This is a genomic window from Micromonospora sp. NPDC047812, from assembly GCF_040704175.1.
GTDB lineage: Bacteria > Actinomycetota > Actinomycetes > Mycobacteriales > Micromonosporaceae > Micromonospora.
On sequence record NZ_JBEYRY010000001.1, the window covers coordinates 905,543 to 926,464 of the forward strand.

At 73.7% G+C, this 20,922-nt stretch carries 12 protein-coding genes; 3 read left to right on the forward strand and 9 right to left on the reverse strand.

From position 1 onward, the window contains the following. Positions 1 to 33 precede the first annotated feature (33 nt). From AB0883_RS04130 to thrB, 3 genes are all read right to left on the reverse strand, one after another. Positions 34 to 3,531 (reverse strand): phosphodiester glycosidase family protein, encoded by a 3,498-nt coding sequence (locus tag AB0883_RS04130; RefSeq protein WP_366639292.1) that lies wholly within the window; start codon positions 3,529 to 3,531, stop codon positions 34 to 36. 718 nt (positions 3,532 to 4,249) lie between these two features. After that, complete coding sequence (rho, locus tag AB0883_RS04135) at positions 4,250 to 6,403, reverse strand: transcription termination factor Rho (RefSeq protein ID WP_366639293.1); 2,154 nt, start codon at positions 6,401 to 6,403, stop codon at positions 4,250 to 4,252. A gap of 297 nt (positions 6,404 to 6,700) precedes the next feature. After that, positions 6,701 to 7,645, reverse strand: a complete 945-nt coding sequence (thrB, locus tag AB0883_RS04140) for a homoserine kinase (RefSeq protein WP_366639295.1) — start codon at positions 7,643 to 7,645, stop codon at positions 6,701 to 6,703. Positions 7,646 to 7,784: 139 nt separating this feature from the next. On the opposite strand from thrB, the gene AB0883_RS04145 reads away from it, so the two are divergent. Beyond that, the gene (locus AB0883_RS04145; RefSeq protein WP_366639296.1) at positions 7,785 to 8,315 is read left to right on the forward strand and encodes a hypothetical protein; all 531 of its coding nucleotides are present in this window, start codon (positions 7,785 to 7,787) and stop codon (positions 8,313 to 8,315) included. Positions 8,316 to 8,342: 27 nt separating this feature from the next. On the opposite strand, the gene AB0883_RS04150 is transcribed toward AB0883_RS04145, so the two are convergent. The 6 genes from AB0883_RS04150 to argS all read right to left on the reverse strand — a co-directional run bounded on the left by AB0883_RS04150 (position 8,343) and on the right by argS (position 18,942). Then, positions 8,343 to 9,587: an MFS transporter gene (locus tag AB0883_RS04150; RefSeq protein ID WP_366639297.1), complete on the reverse strand. Its 1,245-nt coding sequence runs from the start codon at positions 9,585 to 9,587 to the stop codon at positions 8,343 to 8,345. Positions 9,588 to 9,700: 113 nt separating this feature from the next. Next, positions 9,701 to 13,018 carry an efflux RND transporter permease subunit gene (locus AB0883_RS04155; protein ID WP_366639299.1) on the reverse strand — a complete coding sequence of 1,106 codons (3,318 nt, stop codon included), beginning with the start codon at positions 13,016 to 13,018 and terminating at the stop codon, positions 9,701 to 9,703. Between the two features lie 164 nt (positions 13,019 to 13,182). Continuing rightward, a complete protein-coding gene (gene thrC / locus AB0883_RS04160) occupies positions 13,183 to 14,232 on the reverse strand; it encodes a threonine synthase (RefSeq protein WP_366639301.1) in 1,050 nt (349 codons plus the stop codon). A gap of 274 nt (positions 14,233 to 14,506) precedes the next feature. Next, the gene (locus AB0883_RS04165; RefSeq protein ID WP_366640274.1) at positions 14,507 to 15,820 is read right to left on the reverse strand and encodes a homoserine dehydrogenase; all 1,314 of its coding nucleotides are present in this window, start codon (positions 15,818 to 15,820) and stop codon (positions 14,507 to 14,509) included. 8 nt (positions 15,821 to 15,828) lie between these two features. Further along, the gene (gene lysA / locus AB0883_RS04170; RefSeq protein ID WP_366639303.1) at positions 15,829 to 17,214 is read right to left on the reverse strand and encodes a diaminopimelate decarboxylase; all 1,386 of its coding nucleotides are present in this window, start codon (positions 17,212 to 17,214) and stop codon (positions 15,829 to 15,831) included. Between the two features lie 63 nt (positions 17,215 to 17,277). Next, positions 17,278 to 18,942 (reverse strand): arginine--tRNA ligase, encoded by a 1,665-nt coding sequence (argS, locus tag AB0883_RS04175; protein ID WP_366639304.1) that lies wholly within the window; start codon positions 18,940 to 18,942, stop codon positions 17,278 to 17,280. Positions 18,943 to 19,042: 100 nt separating this feature from the next. On the opposite strand from argS, the gene AB0883_RS04180 reads away from it, so the two are divergent. Next, positions 19,043 to 19,885 (forward strand): DUF3105 domain-containing protein, encoded by an 843-nt coding sequence (locus AB0883_RS04180; protein ID WP_366639306.1) that lies wholly within the window; start codon positions 19,043 to 19,045, stop codon positions 19,883 to 19,885. A gap of 8 nt (positions 19,886 to 19,893) precedes the next feature. Beyond that, positions 19,894 to 20,556: a DUF305 domain-containing protein gene (locus AB0883_RS04185; protein ID WP_366639307.1), complete on the forward strand. Its 663-nt coding sequence runs from the start codon at positions 19,894 to 19,896 to the stop codon at positions 20,554 to 20,556. Positions 20,557 to 20,922: the final 366 nt, after the last annotated feature.

A 20,922-nucleotide genomic window follows, 5' to 3' on the forward strand; every position in this document is an offset into this window, starting at 1 on the left:
AGCGCCGGGGAAGGGGCCCTTCCTCACCTCCCGCTAGGCGGCGGGGGCCGCGGCGGCGGCCGTCAGGGTGACGGTCGCCTCGGCACGTGCGCCGTTGACGTCGACGACCAGCTTGACCTGCGCGCCGGGGCGCAGGGCGGTGAGCTTGCCGGTGGCCGGGTCGAAGCGGGCCACGTGCCAGGGCTTCAGTCCGAGGACCGAGCCGACGTGCACGTTCGGCGAGGCGGACCAGTCCGCGCTCACCGGCGCCGCCACCGGCACCGTACGCCCGCCGGGCTGGGTCACCGTGGCGGTGACCGTCGCCGGGGTGCCGACCGCGACGCTGGCCGGGGCGGCCAACGCGAGCGCGTCGACGTGCGCGTGGAACTCGGCGGCGACCCAGCGCGGGCCCTCGACGAGCGGGTTGCGCCGGGCCCGGTCGGCCTCGGCCGGGCTCACCGGGTCCACCCCGAACTCCGTCCACCCGGTGAAGCCGCCCTGGTCGGCCGGGGTGGAGGGGTTCTTGCCCGAGTTGCCGTTGATCAGGTACGGCACCCCGTCGACCCGGTCGGCGTGGAAGGTGCCGACGTGCCCGCCGACGAAGGCCGCGCCCTTGCCGGTGCGGTGCTGGAAGTCGGCCAGCCACTGCTCCAGCAGCGCCGCCTCCTTCCGGTCGCCGAGCTGGCTGGCCTTGGCCGGGCTCGGGTCGCGCGGCGGGTGGTGGTGCAGCACGACCACCGAGCCGACGGCCGGGTCACCGGCCGCCGAGTCGAGCGCCTCGCGCAGCATCCGCACCTGGTCGAAGCCGCCGCCGCGCAGCGAGCCGGTCGACGAGTTCAGGGTGACGAACCGGGTGCCCTTGTGGTCGAAGGTCCGCTCGGTGTCGCCGAAGGCGGCCCGGAAGTTGGCGATCGGGGCGCCCATGATCTCGTGGTTGCCGGGCACGTAGTAGTACGGCAGTTCCCCGCCGAGTTCCTCGTCCAGCAGCCGCTTGGCCAGCGCGAAGTCCGCCGGGTAGGCGGTGTCCACGAAGTCGCCGTTGATCACCAGGAAGTCCGGCTTCGCGGCCTTGACCTCGCGGAGCGTACGGCGGGCCTGGGCGACCAGGTCGCTGTCCGGGTTCGCCGCGACGAACTGCGCGTCGGACAGGACGGCGAAGCGCCAGGGCGCCCCGTCCACCGTGCCGTCGCGCAGCACCACCCGGTCGGTACGCGGCGTCTCGGCCGGCGCGTCGACCGTCGGCGGCACCTTCGCCACCAGGTCGTCGATGACCACCTCGCTGCGGTACTGCGCGGCGGCGTTGGTCTCCGCCACGTAGAACCGGCGGACCCGCACCGGGTACTGCACCCCGGCGGGCACGGCGAACTCGACGTACTTCCAGCCCGTCCAGGTGATCAGCGGGCCCCGCAGCACGTGCTGGGTGTCCTGCGCGTCGTGCAGGTGCAGGCTGGGCCACTCCCCCGTGCCGTTGCCGTGGATCCACATGCCGAACGCCTGCGGCTGGCCGGGCACCTCAATCCAGGCCGGCGGGTCGGCGTACGCGGCCCGGGTGCCGGTGGACTGGCTGAAGTCGTACGTCATCTTCAGGCCCGTGCCGGTGCGGCCCGGCGCGGGCGCGACCGCGCCGCTGGCCCGGGCCTGGCTGAACTTCCAGGCCGCCGCGTCGTCGAAGCCGGCCACCGGCACGTCGGTGAGTCCGACGGTGACCGGCAGGACGGTGCTGCTCCGGCCGACGTGGACGGTGACCAGCGCCGAGCCGGTGTCCCGCAGGGCGGTGACGGAGAGGTTGCCGTCGGCGGTCGGGGCGATCTTCAGCAGGTCCTTGTCGTAGTCGAGCTTCAGGTCGGCCGGCTCGATGGGGGCGGTGTTGCCCTCGGCGTCGTAGCCGACGACGCCGAACAGCGCGCTGCCCTGCGCGCCGGTCAGGCCGACCCGGTCCACGGTGGAGTCGATCCGGGCCAGCGGCCCGAGCACGGTCAGGTCGAGGGTGCCACGGGCCCCGCCCCGCGAGGCGGTGACCGTGGTGCTGCCGGGCAGGAGGGCGCGGAAGCGGCCCTTGCCGTCGACGACGCCATGCACCGCCGGGTTGGCCCGCCACGTCGGCGCGCCGGCCGCCGGGCCGTACGTCTCGTCGTGGCCGGCGGCGGTGAGTTGCCTGGTCAGGCCGGGGAAGACGCGGTCGGGCCGGCCGCCGCGCACCGGCGCGACGCCGGGGGCGGTGGTCGGGTCACTGGCGGTCTCCAGCCAGTACCCGGTGAGCCGGCCGCTGCCCTTGGGCGCGTAGATGGCCAGGCCGTTGGGGACGGCGCGCTCGCTGCCGTCGGACGGGCTGTTCTCCACCTGCACGGCCGCCGCACCCGGTTCCCGGGCGAGCAGCGTCGAGGAGCCGCCGCCGTCGAGGTTGAGCGCGTGGTGCGCGCCGAGTTCGGCCATCATGCGGCCCATCTCGGTCTGGGTGACGCCGCGGCTGTCGACCTGCCGGCCGTCCACTGTCAGCATGATCATGCGGCGACCGTCGGCGGAGAAGCCGACGGACGTGCGCGGGGCCAGCGACGCGTCGGCGATGCTCTGCACCACTCCGTCGCGGACCAGCACGTTGCCGCCGCCGACGGCCGCGTGCAGGGTGCTGCCGTCCGCCGGCTTGGGCTGGTAGGCGACGGTCACCGGGTCGCCGGGGCGCAGCCCGGCGAGGGCATCCGCGCCGGCGTCACGGCCGAGCAGCACGGTGGTGCCGGCCGGGACCGCCCCGCTTCCGGCCGTGCCGCCGACGGTGGCGACGCGGCCGTCGACCACCGTGACCTCCGTGACGCGGGCGGCGCCCTCGACCGCGCGTTGCCGGGTGTACGACCCCCAGAGCGCGGTGAACACGCCGATCCCGTTCGCCTGGATCATGTTGTTGAACTGGGTCAGCGTCACCGGACCGGTGGGCAGGGTCGCGGTGCCGTCGAAGTTCACCTCGATGACCCGGCCGAGCCCTTCGGTGGTGATCGCGACGGCGTTGCGGTGCCCGTTGACCGCGGACTGGACCAGCTGGCCGTCGCGGACGCCGACGCCCTGGGCGGCACCGGAGTTGTTGATGTCGAAAAAGTCACCGTTGACGGCGGCGACCGCACGGGCCGCGTCGACGGCGCCGCGCAGCGGCTCGGCCCGGCTGACCGCGCCGGAGTTGACGTAGTCCACGGTCAGGCCGCCGGTGAGGTCGGCGGTCAGCGCGTCCGCGCGCAACCAGCCGTCGGCGTCGTACCGGTCGAAGGAGGTCAGGTTCAGGCCCGGGGCGACCGGGCGGGTGGTCTTCGCGGTCTCCAGCCCACCTGCCGGCTCCACGCCGGTCGGGGCCGCGGCGGCCGACATGCTCGCGGCCGGGTCGCCGGCGAGCGTCACGGAGCCCGTGGAGTACGAGGAGGCACGCGGTGCGTCCTCGGCCGCGGTGAGGGACGGGTCGGTGGCCGGAGCCGGCGCACCGGCGTTCGCCGGCACGGTGCCGGCCAGGGTGAGCAGCGGCGTCAGCAGCAGGACGCCTGCGAGCCGGGCGGATCGTCTGCGGGTACGCATGGGCGACAGTCAACCGGACGGTGAATAGAAGTTTCAATAGCTGCCGGCCAAAGCGAAGGAAAACTCCACCCCTCCGGTTACCGTCCTCGCCGCTACCGGCAGCGCCTGCGGATGGCGGCACCCGCACCACGCCTTCCCTGGGTCGCGCAGGTGGGGCCGCTTCCGGCACGGCGGCTGCCCCGCCGCACCCGCGCACCACACCGCCGCACACGCCGCACGCTGCAACGCCGCACCCGCATGCCGCCCGCCGCACCGCCGCACGCCGCACGCCGCACCGTAGCGGGCGCTCGCGACCGCGCGGGCACTCACATCCAGTAACGGAGAGTGGGCGACCCTGGGCCCCACCCGCCCCTCGCTCCGTCCCCTTTGCTCTGCAGCCATATCCGCACCGGACACACCGCGTGAGCGTTGCGTATGTGGATGCAGAGCAAAGGGGGCGTGGGGGATGGTGCGGCAGGATCGGGTCTCGGTACAGAGTTCCTGTTCAGGAAGCTGCAGCGGTGGCGGCCGGGCAGGAAAGCTCTTCGCGCGAACGGATTCGAACACGTAGAGTCACATGAGAGTCGCTTCGAGGCGACCGTCACCGATCGTCATCGCCCCGGGCCGGCAAGGTCGATCGCTCTGGGCGGTCCGTCTGCGGACGCGGCACCGGAGGCAGAGACGCGAGAAGGGCACGGCCTCGCGGCCGTGCCCTTCTCGCTGTCTCACCCGGGGAGGGTCACTCCCCCGGCGTCGACTTGGCGATCTGCATCAGGAACTCGATGTTGGTGCGGGTCTGCTTGAGCTTGTCCAGCAGCAGGTCCAGCGCCGCCTGCGAGTCCAGCGAGTGCAGGACCTTCCGGAGCTTGTGGATGATGGCCAGCTCCTCCGGCGCGAGCAGGATCTCCTCCTTGCGCGTACCGGACGGGTGGATGTCGATGGCCGGGAAGATGCGCTTGTCGGCGATCTTCCGGTCCAGCTTCAGCTCCGCGTTGCCGGTGCCCTTGAACTCCTCGAAGATGACCGTGTCCGCCATGGACCCGGTCTCCACCAGCGCGGTGGCGAGGATGGTCAGCGAGCCGCCGTTCTCGATGTTGCGGGCCGCACCCAGGAAGCGCTTCGGCGGGTAGAGCGCGGTGGAGTCGATACCACCCGACATGATCCGGCCGCTGGCCGGCGCCGCCAGGTTGTACGAGCGACCGAGGCGGGTCACCGAGTCGAGCAGCACGACCACGTCGTGGCCCAGCTCGACCAGTCGCTTCGCCCGCTCGATCGCCAGCTCGGCCACCGTGGTGTGGTCCTGCGGCGGACGGTCGAACGTCGCCGCGATGACCTCACCCTTCACCGACCGCTGCATGTCGGTGACCTCTTCGGGCCGCTCGTCCACCAGCACCACCATCAGGTGGCACTCCGGGTTGTTGTGCGTGATCGCATTCGCGATGGCCTGGAGCACCATCGTCTTACCCGCCTTCGGCGGCGACACGATCAGCGCGCGCTGGCCCTTGCCGAGCGGCATGACCAGGTCGATGACCCGGGTGGTGAGGATGTGCGGCTCGGTCTCCAGCCGCAGGCGCTCCTGCGGGTAGAGCGGGGTGAGCTTGTAGAACTCCGGCCGGCGCCTCGCCTCGTCCGGCTCCATCCCGTTGATGGTGTCCAACCGCACCAGCGGGTTGTACTTGTCCCGCCGCTGCTCGCCGTCGCGCGAGGCACGCACCGCACCGGTGATGGCGTCGCCGCGCCGCAGGCCGTACTTCTTGATCTGCGACATGGAGACGTAGACGTCGTTCGGGCCGGCCAGGTAGCCGGTGGTCCGCACGAACGCGTAGTTGTCGAGCACGTCGATGATGCCGGCCACCGGGACGAGCACGTCGTCCTCGCCGACCTGCGGCTCGCGCCCGCCGTCGCGCCCACCGTCGCCGCTGCCCTCGGGCCGCTCACCGCGGCCACGGCGGCGGTCCCGGAACCGGCTGCGCCGGCCACGCCGGCCACCGCTCTCGTCGTCGTCGTCGTTGTCACGCTCGACGCGCTGGCCCCGGTCGCCGCGCTCGTTGCGGTCGCGGTCGCCCCGCTCGGCACGCTCGCCCCGCTCGTTGCGGTCGCCGCGCTCGGCACGCTCGCCGCGGTCACCCCGCTCGTTGCGCTCGCCCCGCTCGGCACGGTCACCGCGCTCCGCACGGTCGCCGCGCTCGGCACGGTCACCCCGCTCGGCACGCTCGCCACGCTCGGCACGGTCACCACGCTCCGCACGGTCACCACGCTCGGCACGCTCGGCACGGTCACCACGCTCCGCACGGTCACCACGCTCGCCGCGCTCCGCGCGCTCGGCACGGTCGCCGCGCTCACGGCCACGGTCGGCACGCTCGCCGGCCTCGGCCTCATCCGCACGGGTCTCCGCCGGACGGGCCGCCTCCACTGGACGGGCCGCCTCCGCCGGACGGACCTCCGCCGGACGGGCCTCCGCGGCCCGCGCCTCGGAGGTGGCGGCCCGGCTGCGCCGGGTCCGGCCACGGGGCTCGGTCTCGGCCGCCGCCGCGGGCTCCGCCGGAGCCTGCGCCGCGGTGCGCCGCCCGGCCGCCGGCCGCTCGGTGGTCTCGCGGACCTCGGCATGGGCCTCTTCACGGGCAGGAGCGGCAGCGGCAGCGGCCTCGGCCCGCGGTCGAGGGGTCCCGGCGGCGGCGCCGCCCTGCCGCTCGGAGATCGCGCTGATCAGCTCGCCCTTGCGCATTCGGGCCGTGCCCGAGATGCCGAGCGACGCGGCCAGGCTCTGCAGCTCCGGCAGCAGCATCGCCGACAGGCCGGTGCCGCTGCGCCGACGACGGGCGGGGGCGGCGGCGGTGGTGGCATCGCCAGCGACGTTGGAAACATCCGACGTCACGTCGGTGGTGTCGCTCAATGGATTCCTTCCCTCGATAGGCCGGGACTGCCCGGAGTCGAAAAGCAAGGTGGCCGGGCGGCCTCGGTGCACCCGCCTCGCATGGACGCGTCGCGGGAGTCTGTAGCACAGCAGCCGGTCGGTTTCCCGACTCACCGGACGTCGGTGAGCAGGTCTCGCCGTCTGCGGCGACCTGTGAAGACTGCGGTGCGGCGTGGGCCTAGGCAGGGGTGACGGGCTGACCGCCGAAAGCTTCGGGGGTGCGCCGACCCGCAGGGAGATCGCATGCTTCGCGGCTGTGCTAAGTCTAGAGCGTAATCAACTCTTCCGACCTGCGGCAACAGGGTCCCGCTCTGCGTGTCCCAGTCTACCCCGGGCAACCTGTGCTCCGCGCCCGTCTGGATCCAACCACCAGACCTCCCAACCTGTTCCCGGGTCGAAGCCCTCGGGCGGGGCGGTCAGGGCCAGGACGGTCGGGCCCGCACCACTGATCACGGCGGCCACACCGGCCTCACGCAGCACTTTCACCAGGGCGGCACTGCCCGGCATGCCGTCGGCGCGGTAGTCCTGGTGCAGGCGATCGACCGTGGCCGGCAGCAGCAGACCCGGGTCGGCGGTCAGCGCGTGCACCAGCAGGGCCGCGCGTCCGGCGTTCAGCGCCGCGTCGCCGTGGGGCACGGTGGCCGGCAGCGCGGCCCGCGCGGTCGCCGTCAGGCCACGCTCCGCCGGCACGAAGACCGTCGGTCGTACGCCGCCGGCGACCGGCAGCGACACCGCCCGGGCGCCGGAGGGCTCCGTCCAGGCCAGGGTGAAGCCGCCGAGCAGGCACGGCGCCACGTTGTCCGGATGGCCCTCGATCTCGGCGGCGAGGCGCAGCACGCCGTCGTCGTCGAGTCGGGCCTCGCCGTCGGTGACCAGCGCGCGGGCCAGCAGCACGCCGGCGACGATCGCCGCGGACGAGGATCCCAGCCCACGGGCCTGCGGGATGCGGTTCACGCACTCCACCGCCAGCCCGGGCGGCTGCCCGCCGAGGCCGTCGAAGGCCGCCCGCATGGCCCGGACGACCAGGTGCCGGTCGTCGGCCGGCAGCTCCCCGGCGCCCTGCCCGGCGACGGTCACCGTGACGCCCCCCGCCGTCACCTCGGCGGCCACGTCGTCGTGCAGCGCCAGGGCGAGCCCCAGGGCGTCGAACCCCGGCCCCAGGTTGGCGCTGGTGGCGGGGACCCGGACCCGGACCGGTCCGGAGATGAAGTTCGTCGGCACGGGCTCATGGTAGGGCCGCGTACCGACGGGGCGGGTGTCCGCCCGCCGGATGGGACCGGGCCGGACGGCCTCGTCGCAGGGCGGTGGTGGCACCGCCGGTCCGTTAGCCTGGCCCGACCGACGGCGGCTGGAGGCAGGGATGCGCGAACTCGGGTACATGGCGACGGCGGTCGTCTTCGAGGCACCCACGGTGCTGGTGCTGCTGGCCGGCCTCGTTCTGGCTGCGACGGCCGGGCAGCGGCTGCCCCGCAAGCCCCGGCTGCTGGCGCTGTCCGGGCTCGGCGTGCTGCTGGTCAGCGCGCTGCTCAACGTGGCCTGGTCCCTGCTGCTGCCCCGCGCGTTCAGTTTCGACTGGGGGTACTCGAACTTCCAGCTGATGAACCTCGTCTACGGCGGGGTGCAGGCCCTGACGTACCCGATCGGCACGGGTCTGCTGATCGCGGCGGTGCTGGTCGGGCGGCGGGCGGGCGGCGCGGAGGCCGGCCCGTTCGGCGGACGACCGCTCGCCGACGGCGGCCCGGTGCCGACCACCGCGCCTGCGCCCGTCGCCCAGCCGGCGTCGCCGACCGGCCCGGGGTGGACCGTGGAGGGCGCCGCCGAGGTGCCGGCGCAGTGGGGCGGCCGGTCCCGGCCGGACGCGCCGACGGGCGCCGCCACGGACCGACCCTGACCGCCGGGCGGGCCGGCCGCCGTCGGTTCAGCGGGCGGTGGTCGAGGCCGGCTGCGCGGCCGGTTCCGTCAGCGAGAGCCGGCGGGTGGCGATCCGCCAGCCGATCGCGTAGACCACCGTGACCAGGCCGCAGCTGGCCAGCACCACCCGCTCGTCCACGGTGTCCACCACGGCGGCCACCGCGAGCTGGCTGACCGAGACGGCGAGGGTCGCCAGCATCATGTCGGTGGCGAAGACGCGACCCCGCAGCCGGTCCGGCACCTCGCCCTGGAGGGCGAAGTTCGACATCACCCAGTTGCTGCCGCCCGCGAAGTGGGCGACGAAGACCAGGGCCAGCACCAGCGGGAACCAGTTGGCGACCGAGGTGCCGAGGTAGGCCAGGCCGTAGAGGGACATCGACAGCGCCAGCCCGGGCAGCAGCCAAGCCCGGTTGGTCAGCACCCGGCGCATCAGGATCGGCCCGACGAGCGCCCCCGCCCCGCGGACCGCGAAGAGCAGCCCGGTGCCGACAGGGCCCACGCCGTACACCGCCGCGAGCAGCGGAAACACCGTCAGCACGCCGTTGCCGAGGCCGACCGCCGACTTCACGGTGACCAGCGCCAGCACCCTCGGCCGGTGTCCGATGTAGCCCAGCGCCTCCCGGATCGCCGGCCAGGTCCGCTGCGTCGGCAGGGCCGCGTCGCGGGGCGCCTGCAACGGCCGGCGGATCAGCGTGGCCAGGCCCGCGGCGACCACCAGGCCCACCGCCGCCACCCAGAAGCAGGCGTACGGGCCGACGGCGGCGCTGAGCACGCCACCCAGGGAGGCGCCGACGACGGTCATGGTGCCCCAGGCCGATCCCGCGACGGCGTTGCCGGCGGCCAGTTCGTCCGGGTCGAGCACGTTGGGCAGGGCCGCCTGGGCCGCCGGGGAGTAGAACGCCTTGGCGACCGCCACCACACCGATCCCGGCCATCGCCAGCCAGGCGGTCCCGGCGCTGCGCACCCCGAGCAGCAGCAGCACGCCGACCAGGGCCGCCACGTTCGAGATGATCATGATCTTGCGTCGGTCGAACCGGTCGGCGATCGTGCCCGTGTACGGCAGCAGCAACGCCACGATCCCGGTGTCGACGGCGAGCACCAGCGCGCCCCACACGCCACTGCCGGTCAGGTCCGGCAGCAGCACGAGCAGCGGCACCATGACGAACCAGTCGGCGCCGAAGACCACCAGCTCCGCGAGGAAGAGATTGCGGAAGTTCCGGTTGCGGGTGAGGACCGAGACGGTGGACGGCACGTCCGGATACCCTACCGGGCCCCGGCCGGCGGGCCGGGCGTACGGCGGGTACCTGACCGAACGCGAACGCCCCCGGCGGGCGGGACCCGTCGGGGGCGTTCGCGGACGTACCGCTACTCGGTCGGCGGCAGCGGGGACGTGCGGCTCTTCGGCAGCCGCAGCACCTCGAACTGGTCGGTGCCGTCCACCAGCGCGCCCGACGGCGTCGGTCGGGACGCCGGGGCGTCGGCGGCCTCCGCGCCGGCGGTGGACGGGGCACCCCCGGCGGGCACCGGGACCGGCTCGGCGGCGGGCGCCCCGCCGTCGTCGCCGGCCGGGCCGCCGTCGCCGTCGCCGTCGCCCGTGCCGGTGGCCGGGGCCACCCCGCCGGAGCGGCGGGCCCGCCGGGAGCGGAACGACTCCTTGGTGTTCTCCGCCATGGCGTAGAGCGTCGGCACCAGGATCAGGGTGAGCAGCGTCGAGCTGAGCAGCCCGCCGATCACCACGATCGCCAGCGGCTTGGAGATGAAGCCGCCCTCGCCCGTGAGGCCGAGCGCCATCGGCAGCAGCGCGAAGATGGTGGCGACCGCGGTCATCAGGATCGGTCGCAGCCGGCGCCGGCCGCCCTCGACCACCGCCTCCTGGACCCCCATGCCCTGGGCCCGGTACTGGTTGACCAGGTCCAGCAGCACGATCGCGTTGGTCACCACGATGCCGACCAGCATGAGCACGCCGATCAGCGCCGGCACGCCCAGCGGGGTGCCGGTGGCGAGCAGCAGGCCGATCGCGCCGGTCGCCGCGAACGGGATGGAGATCAGCAGGATCAGCGCCTGGACCAGGCTCCGGAACGTCGCCACCATGATCAGGAAGACGATCGCGATGGCGGCGAGCACGGCCAGGCCCAGGTCGGCGAAGGCCTCCTCCTGGTCGGCGCTGACGCCGCCGATGGCGAAGGTCGCCCCCGGCACGTCGATGCCGTCCAGCTTCTTCTGCAGCTCCTGGGTGATGGCGCCGAGGTTCGAGCCGGTGGCCGTACCGGTGACGGAGACGCTGCGCTCGCCGTCGATCCGGCTCACCTGCTGCGGGCCCTCGGTCTGGGTGACGTCGGCGATGTCGTCGAGCTTCACCGGCCCGACCGGCATCGCGCGCAGCTCCTCCACCGTGGTCGGCGGCTTGCCCGCGAACCGCAGCACCACGTCGCGCTGCCCGTCGTCGAGCGTGACCTGCCCCAGGGGCGAGCCCCGGAACGCCTGGGCCACCACCTGGCCGACGGCGGCCTCGGTGAGCCCGACCCGACCGGCGGCGACCCGGTCGACGGTGACGTCGACGCGCGGCACCCGCGTGGCGAGGCTGGTGGAGACGTCCTCGACGCCCGCCAGCCCGGCCATCGCCGACCGGACCTCCTCGGCGGCCCGGGTCAGCGCCTCCGGGTCGGCGCCCTGGACGACCACCTCGATCTGGTTGGCCGCCGCCCCGCCCTGACCGGCGCCGAAGCTGACCTCACCGACGGCCGGGCCCAGCGCGTCGAACTCCCGGCGCAGCTTCTCCCGCATCTGCTGGGCGTCGGTGCCGTCGCCGAGCGCCAGCGACCAGTTGGCGACGTTGTTGCCGCCGCCGCCAAACGGGTTGTCCCCGCCGCCGGCCGTGACCTGGTACGTCTCGATGTCCTCGGTGCGCTCCAGCACCGCCTCGATCTGCCTGGCCGCCGCGTCGGTGCCGACCAGGCCGGTGCCCGCCGGCAGTTCCTGCGTGATGCTCAGGGTGTCCTGGCCGGAGTCGTCGATGAAGTTGGTCTCCAGCTGCCGGGACAGACCGAAGGTGCCGAACAGCACGAGCACGCCCAGCCCCAGCGTGATCCACCGGGTGGCCCGCTTGCGGGTGGCGAACCCGATCACCGGCAGGTACGCCCGCTGCAACGGGTTGCGCAGCTCCTTCTCCTCGGCCGCCCGGCGCACCGCGGCGTCGTCCGCCGTGCCGCTGGGAGGCTTCAGGAACCAGTACGCGAGCACCGGGATGACGGTCAGCGAGACCAGCAGCGAGGCGAGCAGGGCCACCGTGACGGTGATCGCGAACGGCGCGAAGAGCTGCCCGACGAAGCCGCCGACCAGCGCGATCGGCGCGAAGACGGCGACCGTGGTGAGCGTGGACGCGGTCACCGCGCCGGCCACCTCACGGACGGCGGCGAGGATCGCCTGCCGCTTCGGTTCGCCGTACTCCAGGTGTCTCTTGATGTTCTCCAGCACGACGATCGAGTCGTCGACCACCCGGCCGACCGCGATGGTGAGCGCGCCGAGGGTGAGCAGGTTGAGCGAGTAGTCGCCGATCCAGAGGGCGATCAGGGCGACCACCACCGAGAGCGGGATGGAGACCGCGGTGACCACGGTGGAGCGGACCGACAGCAGGAAGACCAGGATGACCACGACGGCCATCACCAGGCCCAGGAGACCCTCGGTGGTCAGGCTCTCGATCGACTTCTCGACGAAGGGCGCCTGGTCGAAGACTACGGTCAGCTCGGCGCCGGAGGCCTCCCGCAGCTCGGCGAGCCGGTCCCGGATCTCGTGGGAGATCTCCACCGCGTTGCCGTCCGGCGAGGCGGTGACCGCGATGCCCAGGCTGTCCTTGCCGTTGGTGCGGGTGATCGCGGTGGCCGGGGCGAGCTGCTGCTCGACGGTGGCCACGTCGCCGAGGCGGACCGGGGCCGCCCGGCCCGTCGCCGGCGCGACCACGACGCCCCGCAGGTCGTCCAGCGTGGCGAGCCGGGTGCCGACCTGCACCGGGAGCGCGCGGGTGCCGTCGGTCACGGTGCCGGCCGGCACCGTCACGCCGTTGGTCTTCAGCGCCGCGCCGAGCGCGGTCGGCTGGAGCTTCGCCGCCGCCAGCTTGACCGGGTCCGGGGTGACCACCACGACGTCGTCGCGGGCGCCGGTCAGCTCGACCGTCCGCACCCCCTCGATCGCCTCCAGCTCGGGCACCACCGTGGCGCGCAGCTTCTCCGCGAGGACGCGCTGGTCGTCACCGCCGGAGGCGGCGAGCACCACGGCGGGCAGGTCGTCGGTGCTGCCAGCGATGACCTGCGGGTCGACCCCCTCGGGCAGTTGCGCGTCGATCCGGTTGAGCGCGGTCTGCATCTTGTTGACCACGTCGTCCAGGTCGGTGCCGAACTCGTACTGGACCTGGACCGTGGTGGAGCCCTCGCGGGAGGTCGAGGTGACCTGGTCCAGCCCGGGGATGCCCTGGAGGGCGTTCTCGATCGGCTCGGTGACCTGCGACTCGACGACCTCGGGCCCGGCGCCGGGGTAGACCGCCACGATGAAGGCCGCCGGGAACTCCAGCGACGGCAGGAGCTGCTGCTTCAGTGACGGTACGGCGAACGCCCCGAACAGCGTGGTCACCACCGCGATGAGGGCGATCAGCCCTCGGTTGGCGAGGCTGAATCTGGCGAGCAGCGACATCGGCGTGACTCACTCCTGGAAAAGGCGGTTGGCGGGGGTACGGATTCTCCCCCACCCGGCCGGACCGGCCCCGGTCGGCCCTGCCCCAGTCCGATGCACAGGACCCGCCCACGCCGCGCCGGTTTCCTCCCGTCGGCCTCGACCGGCGCCGATCCGCCCGCGGCTCAGGCGAGGTCGAGGCAGCGGGCGGCGGCCAGGGGGTCGTTGGCGATGGTGGTGGGCACCGGCGCGGTGGAGATGGCCCACTCCGGGTCCTTCAGGCCGTGGCCGGTGACCGTGCAGACCACCGTCGAGCCGGCGGGGACCCGACCGGCGGCGGCCTGCTGGAGCAGGCCGGCCACGCTGGCCGCGCTGCCCAGCTCGACGAAGACCCCGACCTCGCGGGCCAGCAGCCGGTACGCGGCCAGGATCTCCCGGTCGGTGACGGCGGCGATCAGCCCGCCCGAGGAGTCGCGGGCGTCGAGCGCCCTCGTCCAGCTCGCCGGGTTGCCGATCCGGATGGCGGTGGCGATCGTGGACGGCTCGCGGACCACCTGCCCGGTGACGATCGGGGCGGCGCCGGCCGCCTGGAAGCCGTACATCTTCGGGGCCCGGGTGGCGTTGCCGTCCCGCAGCTCCTCCGAGTAGCCCATCCAGTAGGCGGAGACGTTACCGGCGTTGCCGACCGGCAGGCAGTGGATGTCGGGGGCGTCGCCCAACGCCTCGAGGATCTCGAAAGCGGCCGTCTTCTGGCCGTGCAGCCGGTCGATGTTGACGGAGTTGACCAGGGCGACCGGGTAGTCCTGGGCGAGCTTGGCGGCCAGCGACAGGCAGTCGTCGAAGTTGCCGGTGACCTGGAGCAGCTTCGCCCCGTGCACGAGCGCCTGGGCCAGCTTGCCCAGCGCGATCTTGCCCTGCGGCACGAGCACCGCGCAGGTCAGGCCGGCGCGGGCCGCGTACGCCGCGGCGGAGGCGCTGGTGTTGCCGGTGGAGGCGCAGATGATCGCCTTGTTGCCGGCCTCGACCGCCTTGGAGACCGCGAGCGTCATGCCCCGGTCCTTGAACGAGCCGGTCGGGTTGGCGCCCTCCACCTTCAGGTGCACGTCGCAGCCGAGCCGGGCGGAGAGCACCGGCGCGGGCAGCAGCGGGGTGTTCCCCTCGTGCAGGGTCACGACCGGGGTGGCGTCGGTGACCGGCAGCCGGTCCCGGTACGCGTCGATCAGACCCCGCCACATGTCGTTCTCCCTCGCCTCTACCGCCCCGCCGAGTCGGGTACGCCTCCAGCCTGGACCAGTCTCGCCGCGTGCCCGCCGGCGCACCCGCAGTTAACCACCAGGCGAGACGCGGAGGCGTCCGCCCCGCCGGGGCCGCACCGCGGACCCGGCACCGTCCGGCACGCGCCGCACCGCGGACCCGGCACCGTCCGGCGCGCGCCGCGCAGCGGACCCGGCACCGTCCGGCGCCTGACGCCGGCGGTCGCGGGCCGGCCCGCTCCCGCGAGCGGACCGCTCAGAGCCCACCCTCGACCCGCAGCACGCTCGCCACCGAGCGGACGATGTCCAGCCCTCGCAGCTCCCGCACGGTGGCGGCGAGCGCCGCGTCCGGCGCCACGTGGGTGACGATGACCAGGTCGGCGTCCTCGCCCCGGCCCGCCGGCCCGCCGCCCGCCGGGCCCTGCCGCACGGTGGCGATCGACACGTCGTGCCGGGCGAACACCCCGGCCACCGCCTCCAGCACACCCGGCCGGTCGGCCACGTCGAGGCTGATGTGGTAGCGGGTCAGCGCCTCCCCCATCGGCCGCACCGGCAGGTCGGCGTACGCGCTCTCGCTGGCCGACCGCACCCCGGCGAGCCGGTTGCGGGAGACCGCCACGACGTCGCCCAGCACCGCGCTGGCGGTGGGCGCGCCGCCCGCGCCCCGGCCGTAGAACATCAGCGGCCCGGCCGCCTCGGCCTCGACGAAGACCGCGTTGAACGCGTCGCCGACGCTGGCCAGCGGGTGGCCCAGCGGGATCATCGCCGGGTGCACCCGCACGCTGACCGTCTCCCGGCCGGCGGCGTCGGCGCCCCGGGCGGCGATGCAGAGCAGCTTGATGGTGCACCCCATCGCCTTGGCGCTGGCCACGTCGGCTGCGGTGACCTCGGTGATGCCCTCCCGGTGCACGTCGGCCGCGCCGACCCGGGTGTGGAACGCCAGTGAGGCGAGGATGGCCGCCTTGGCCGCCGCGTCGAAGCCCTCCACGTCGGCGGTGGGGTCGGCCTCGGCGTAGCCCAGCTCGGTGGCCTCCTCCAGCGCCTCCGCGAAGCCGGCGCCGGTGGCGTCCATGGCGGAGAGGATGAAGTTGGTGGTGCCGTTGACGATGCCGGTGACCCGGTTGATCCGGTCGCCGTGCAGCGACTCGCGCAGCGGACGCAGCAGCGGGATCGCCCCCGCCACGGACGCCTCGTAGTAGAGGTCGCCGCCGCCCTCGGCCGCCGCGTCGTGCAGGGCGGCGCCGTCCTCGGCGAGCAACGCCTTGTTGGCCGTGACCACGCTCTTGCCGGCCCGCAGCGCCTCGACCAGCCAGCCCCGCGCCGGCTCGATGCCGCCGACCACCTCGACGACCACGTCCACGTCGTCGCGCTTGATCAGGCCGAGCGCGTCGGTGGTGAACAGGGCCGGATCGACTGGCAGATCGCCCCGGTCGCGGCCGAGACGGCGTACGGCGATGCCGGCGATCTCCAGCGGGGCGCCGATCCGGGCGGCGAGGTCGGCCGCCTGCTCGTGCAGCAGCCGGACCACCTCGCTACCGACCGTGCCGCAGCCGAGCAGTGCCAGGCGCACAGGTGACGTCATCCCACATCCAATGCCAGCAGGTCCTCTTCGGTCTCCCGCCGGACGATCAGGCGCGCCTGGCCGTCCCGCACCGCGACCACCGGCGGGCGGGGCACGTGGTTGTAGTTGCTGGCCATGCTCCGGCAGTAGGCGCCGGTGCCCGGCACCGCGACAAGATCTCCGGGCTGCACGTCGGCGGGCAGGAATTCATCCTTCACCACGATGTCCCCGGACTCACAGTGCTTTCCCACCACGCGGGCGAGCAGCGGCTCGGCGGCCGACGCCCGGGACGCCAGCGTCGCGGAGTAGGACGCGTCGTAGAGCGCGGTACGGATGTTGTCGCTCATCCCGCCGTCGACGCTCACGTACGTCCGGATCCCGTCCACGTCCTTGACCGTGCCGACCTCGTAGAGGGTGAACACGGCCGGCCCGACGATGGCCCGGCCCGGCTCGATCGACAGGTGCGGCACCGCCAGCCGCTCGGCGGCGCACTCGGCCTCGACGATCCGGCGCAGCCGCTTCGCCAGGTCCTGCGGGGCGGCCGGGTCGTCCTGGGTCGTGTACGCGATGCCGAAGCCGCCGCCGAGGTCCAGCTCGGGCAGCTGGACCCCGCGCGCGTCGCGGATCTGCGCCTGGAGGCCGAGCACCCGGCGGGCGGAGACCTCGAAGCCGCTGGCGTCGAAGATCTGCGAGCCGATGTGCGAGTGCAGGCCGCGCAGCTCCAGCACGCCCTCGTCGAGCACCCGGAAGGCCGCCTCCGCCGCCGCCCCGCCCGCGAGGGAGAAGCCGAACTTCTGGTCCTCGTGCGCGGTGGCGATGAACTCGTGGGTGTGCGCCTCGACGCCGACCGTGACCCGGATCATCACCCGGGGGCGGACGCCCCGCTCGCGGGCCAGCGCGGTGAGCCGGCCGATCTCGTCGAACGAGTCGAGGATGATCCGGCCGACCCCGGCGTCCAGCGCCCGGCTCAGCTCGGTCACCGACTTGTTGTTGCCGTGGAAGCCGATCCGCTCGGGCGGCATCCCGGCCGACAGCGCGGTGGCCAGCTCGCCCCCGGTGCACACGTCGAGGTGCAGGCCCTCCTCGGCGATCATCCGGACCACGGCGCGGCAGAGGAACGCCTTGCCGGCGTAGTAGACGTCGACGCCGTCGAAGGCGGTGCGGAAGTCCCGGGCGCGCGACCGCAGGTCGTCCTCGTCGAGGACGTAGACCGGGGTGCCGAACTCGGCCGCGATGTCGCGGACGCCGAGGCCGGCCACGGCGAGCACGCCGTCGCCGCCGCGCGTGACGTTGCGCGGCCACAGCTGCGGCACCAGGGCGTTGACGTCGGCCGGGGGGCGCAGCCACGCCGGCCCCCGGACGCCGATGTCACCGTGCAGCGCACCGGCCTCGTGAGCACGCATCTCAGCTGCCTCCGCTTCGCGACTGCGGGGCCCGCAGGCTCACTCCTCGCGCGCGCACGGCGCTCACATCCTCTCCGGGGCCGAGACGCCCAGCAGGCGCAGGCCGTTGGCGATCACGGTGCGGGTGGCGTCGTTGAGCCAGAGCCGGGCCCGGTGCAGGTCGGTGGTCTCCTCGTCGCCGCGCGGCAGGATCCGGCACTCGTCGTAGAACCGGTGGTAGGCCCCGGACAGCTCCTCCAGGTAGCGGGCCACCCGGTGCGGGCCGCGCAGCTCCGCCGCCGCGGCGACCACGGCGGGGAACTCGGCGAGCGCCTTGAGCAGCTCGTTCTCCTTCTCGTGCCCGAGCAGCTCCGGCCGGAACGCCTCGGCGTCGCCCCGGGTCAGCCCCACCTCGGCGGCGTTACGGCCCACGCTGGCCGTCCGGGCCGCCACGTACTGCACGTAGTAGACCGGGTTGTCGCGGGTGGCCCGGGTCCACAGCTCGACGTCGATGTCGATCGGGGAGTCGCTGGAGTAGCGGGCCAGCGCGTACCGGGAGGCGTCCACGCCGATGGCGTCGACCAGGTCCTCCAGGGTCACCACCGTGCCGGCCCGCTTGCTCATCCGGACCGGTGCGCCGTCGCGGACCAGGTTGACCATCTGGCCGATCAGGATCTCCAGGCTGCGCTCCGGGTCGTCGCCGAAGCAGGCGGCCATCGCCTTCATCCGGCCGATGTAGCCGTGGTGGTCGGCGCCGAGCATGATCACGACCCGCTCGAAGCCGCGCTCCCGCTTGTCCAGGTAGTAGGCGCAGTCGGCGGCGAAGTAGGTCCACTCGCCGTTGGACTTGCGCAGCACCCGGTCCTTGTCGTCGCCGAAGTCGGTGGTGCGCAGCCAGGTCGCCCCGTCGGACTCGAACACCCGGCCCTGCGCGCGCAGCCGTTCGAGGGCCAGGTCCAGCTCGCCCCGGTCGTGCAGGTCCTTCTCGTTGAAGTAGGTGTCGAACTCGACCCCGAAGCCGCGCAGCGAGGACTTGATCTCGGCGAACATGAGCTGCACGCCCTCGACCCGGAAGACCTCCTGGGCGGCGGCGTCGTCCAGCTCCAGCACGTCGGGACGGACGCCCCGGACGGCGTCGGCGATCTCGGTGATGTACGCCCCGGCGTACCCGTCCTCGGGAGCGGGCTCGCCCTTCGCGGCGGCGAGCAGCGACCGGGCGAACCGGTCGATCTGGGAGCCCGCGTCGTTGAAGTAGTACTCCGTGCCGACCTCGGCACCGGTGGCGCGCAGGAGCCGGCTCAGCGCGTCGCCGACGGCCGCCCAGCGGACGCCGCCGATGTGCACCGGGCCGGTCGGGTTCGCCGAGACGAACTCCAGGTTCATCTTCTGCCCGGCGAGCCGGTCGCTGCGCCCGTACGCCTCGCCCGCCTCGACGATCACCCGGGCGAGCTGCCCGGCGGCGGCCGCGTCGAGCCGGATGTTGAGGAAGCCCGGGCCGGCGATCTCCACCGACTTGACCCCCGGGGCCCGGCCGAGCTGCTCCGCGAGGGCCGTGGCCAGCTCGCGCGGCGGGACGCCCACCTTCTTGCTGAGCTGGAGGGCCAGCGTGGAGGCGTAGTCGCCGTGCTCGGGGTTGCGGGGTCGCTCGACCACCGTCCGCTCCGGCAGGGCGGAGCGGTCGAGGCCACGCTCGGTGAAGACGGCGTGGGCTGCGGAGAGGACGACCTCGGCGAGTTCTGCGGGAGTCACCGATCCATGTTATCGGGGGTAGACTCGGCACCCGCGGCGGCGACCCAGTGTGTGAGACCGGCCCGCCGGATCCCCTGACCGACCGACCTGACGAGGCACGATGAGCATCAGCACACCGGGTGGCGGCCCCGAGCGGCGCCCGAACGTGGTCAGCACCGGCAAGAAGCCGGCGGCGGGCCGGCCGGCCGCCGGCGCCAAGGCCGGGTCCGGCGGCGCGAAGACCGGCTCCGGCGCCAGGACCGGGTCCGGCAAGCCGACCGGCACCCGCCCCGGCGCGGGGGGCAAGGGCCGCAAGCCCATCGCCCCGGTGAAGGTGAGCCAGGGCCGCTCCTGGGGCCCGATCGCGCTCTTCGTCGCCGTGGGTGTGCTGGCCGTGGCGATCATCGGCTACGGCGCCTGGGCGACGTTCCAGGGGGCCAAGCCCTGGGAGGACCGGGCCGACGCGATCGAGGGCATCGTCAACTACCGCGAGAAGGACAAGGACCTCGTGGCCGGCGGGAACCACAAGACGGGGCCCATCACCTACACGGTGCTGCCGCCCGTGGCCGGCCCCCACAACGCCGCCTGGCAGAACTGCATGGGCGACGTCTACCCGGCCCAGATCGCCAACGAGCACGCGGTGCACAGCCTGGAGCACGGCACGGTCTGGATCACCTACCGCCCCGACCTGCCCGCCGACCAGGTGACGAAGCTCGCCGACAAGGTGCGGGGCAAGGAGAAGCTGATGCTCAGCCCGTTCGAGGGGCTGGACAAGCCGATCTCGCTCCAGGCGTGGGGCTACCAGCTCAAGGTCGACAACGCCGACGACGGCCGGATCGACGAGTTCATCAAGACGCTGAAGGTCAACGCCTCGGTGGAGGGCCCGACCGCGCTGTGCAGCCAGGGCATCACCGCCACCGGCACCACGCCGCGTGACGACGCCCAGCAGATGCCGCAGGGCTGAGGAGAGCGATGAGCATCCCGACCATGACCGAGACCAGCGAGCCGGCCAGCCCGGCTCCGGAGGAGCGGAGGTCGCCGGCCCGCTGGGGCACGGCCGCGCTGGCCCTGGCCGTCGTGGTCGGGCTGCTCCTCGGGTACGCGGGCGGCATGCTGACGCCCCGGCTCACCCGGCCGGGCGACGCCTCGCCCGAGGCGGGCTTCGCCCGGGACATGCTGACCCACCACGCGCAGGCGGTGGAGATGGGTCTGGTCGCCTTCGACGAGGGCAGCGACCCGGAGGTCCGCAGCATCGGCGGCGACATCGCCACCGCCCAGCAGGGCGAGATCGGCACCATGCACACGTGGTTGCGTTCGTGGGGGCTCGACCCGGCCGGCAGCGAGCCGTCGATGTCCTGGATGTCCGACGGCGCGGGCCTGGTCAGGAACGGGTTGATGCCGGGCATGGCCACTCCCGAGGAGATGGCGAAGCTGCACGCGGCGGAGGGCCGGGAGTTGGACGTCCTCTTCCTGCAACTGATGATCAAGCACCACCTGGGCGGCATCCACATGATCGACGGGATCCTCGAGGTCAGCGACGAGACCGACGTGGTCAGGACCGCGCAGACCATGAAGAACACCCAGCGCAACGACCTCACCAATCTCCAGAACGCGCTGAAGCGGCTGGGCGGCTGACCCCGCGCCACCGCACCGCTGTCCGTCGAGAGGTCCGCGTCGCCGCCGGTTCGCCCCGGCCGCCGCGGACCTCTCGCCGTTCCGCCCCGAGGCCGAAGCGGGCCAGCTCGAGGCCGACCTGCCGGCCCGACCCCGAAGCGGGCCGGCGGGTCGGCCCCGAAGCGCGCAGGCCTCAAGCGCGCCGGCCCGTAGGCCGAAGCGGGCCGGCTCGAACGTCCGGCCCGTGCGGGGCGGTGTCGGATGCGACCCACCCCGCCCGTTTTGAGCGTTAAGCGACCTCAAGTGCGATCAGGCCGATTGCGACACTAAGAGAGTTTTCTCCACACATATCGTGACCAGTTGCGATTCGGGCTCGTTGCGCAGGAC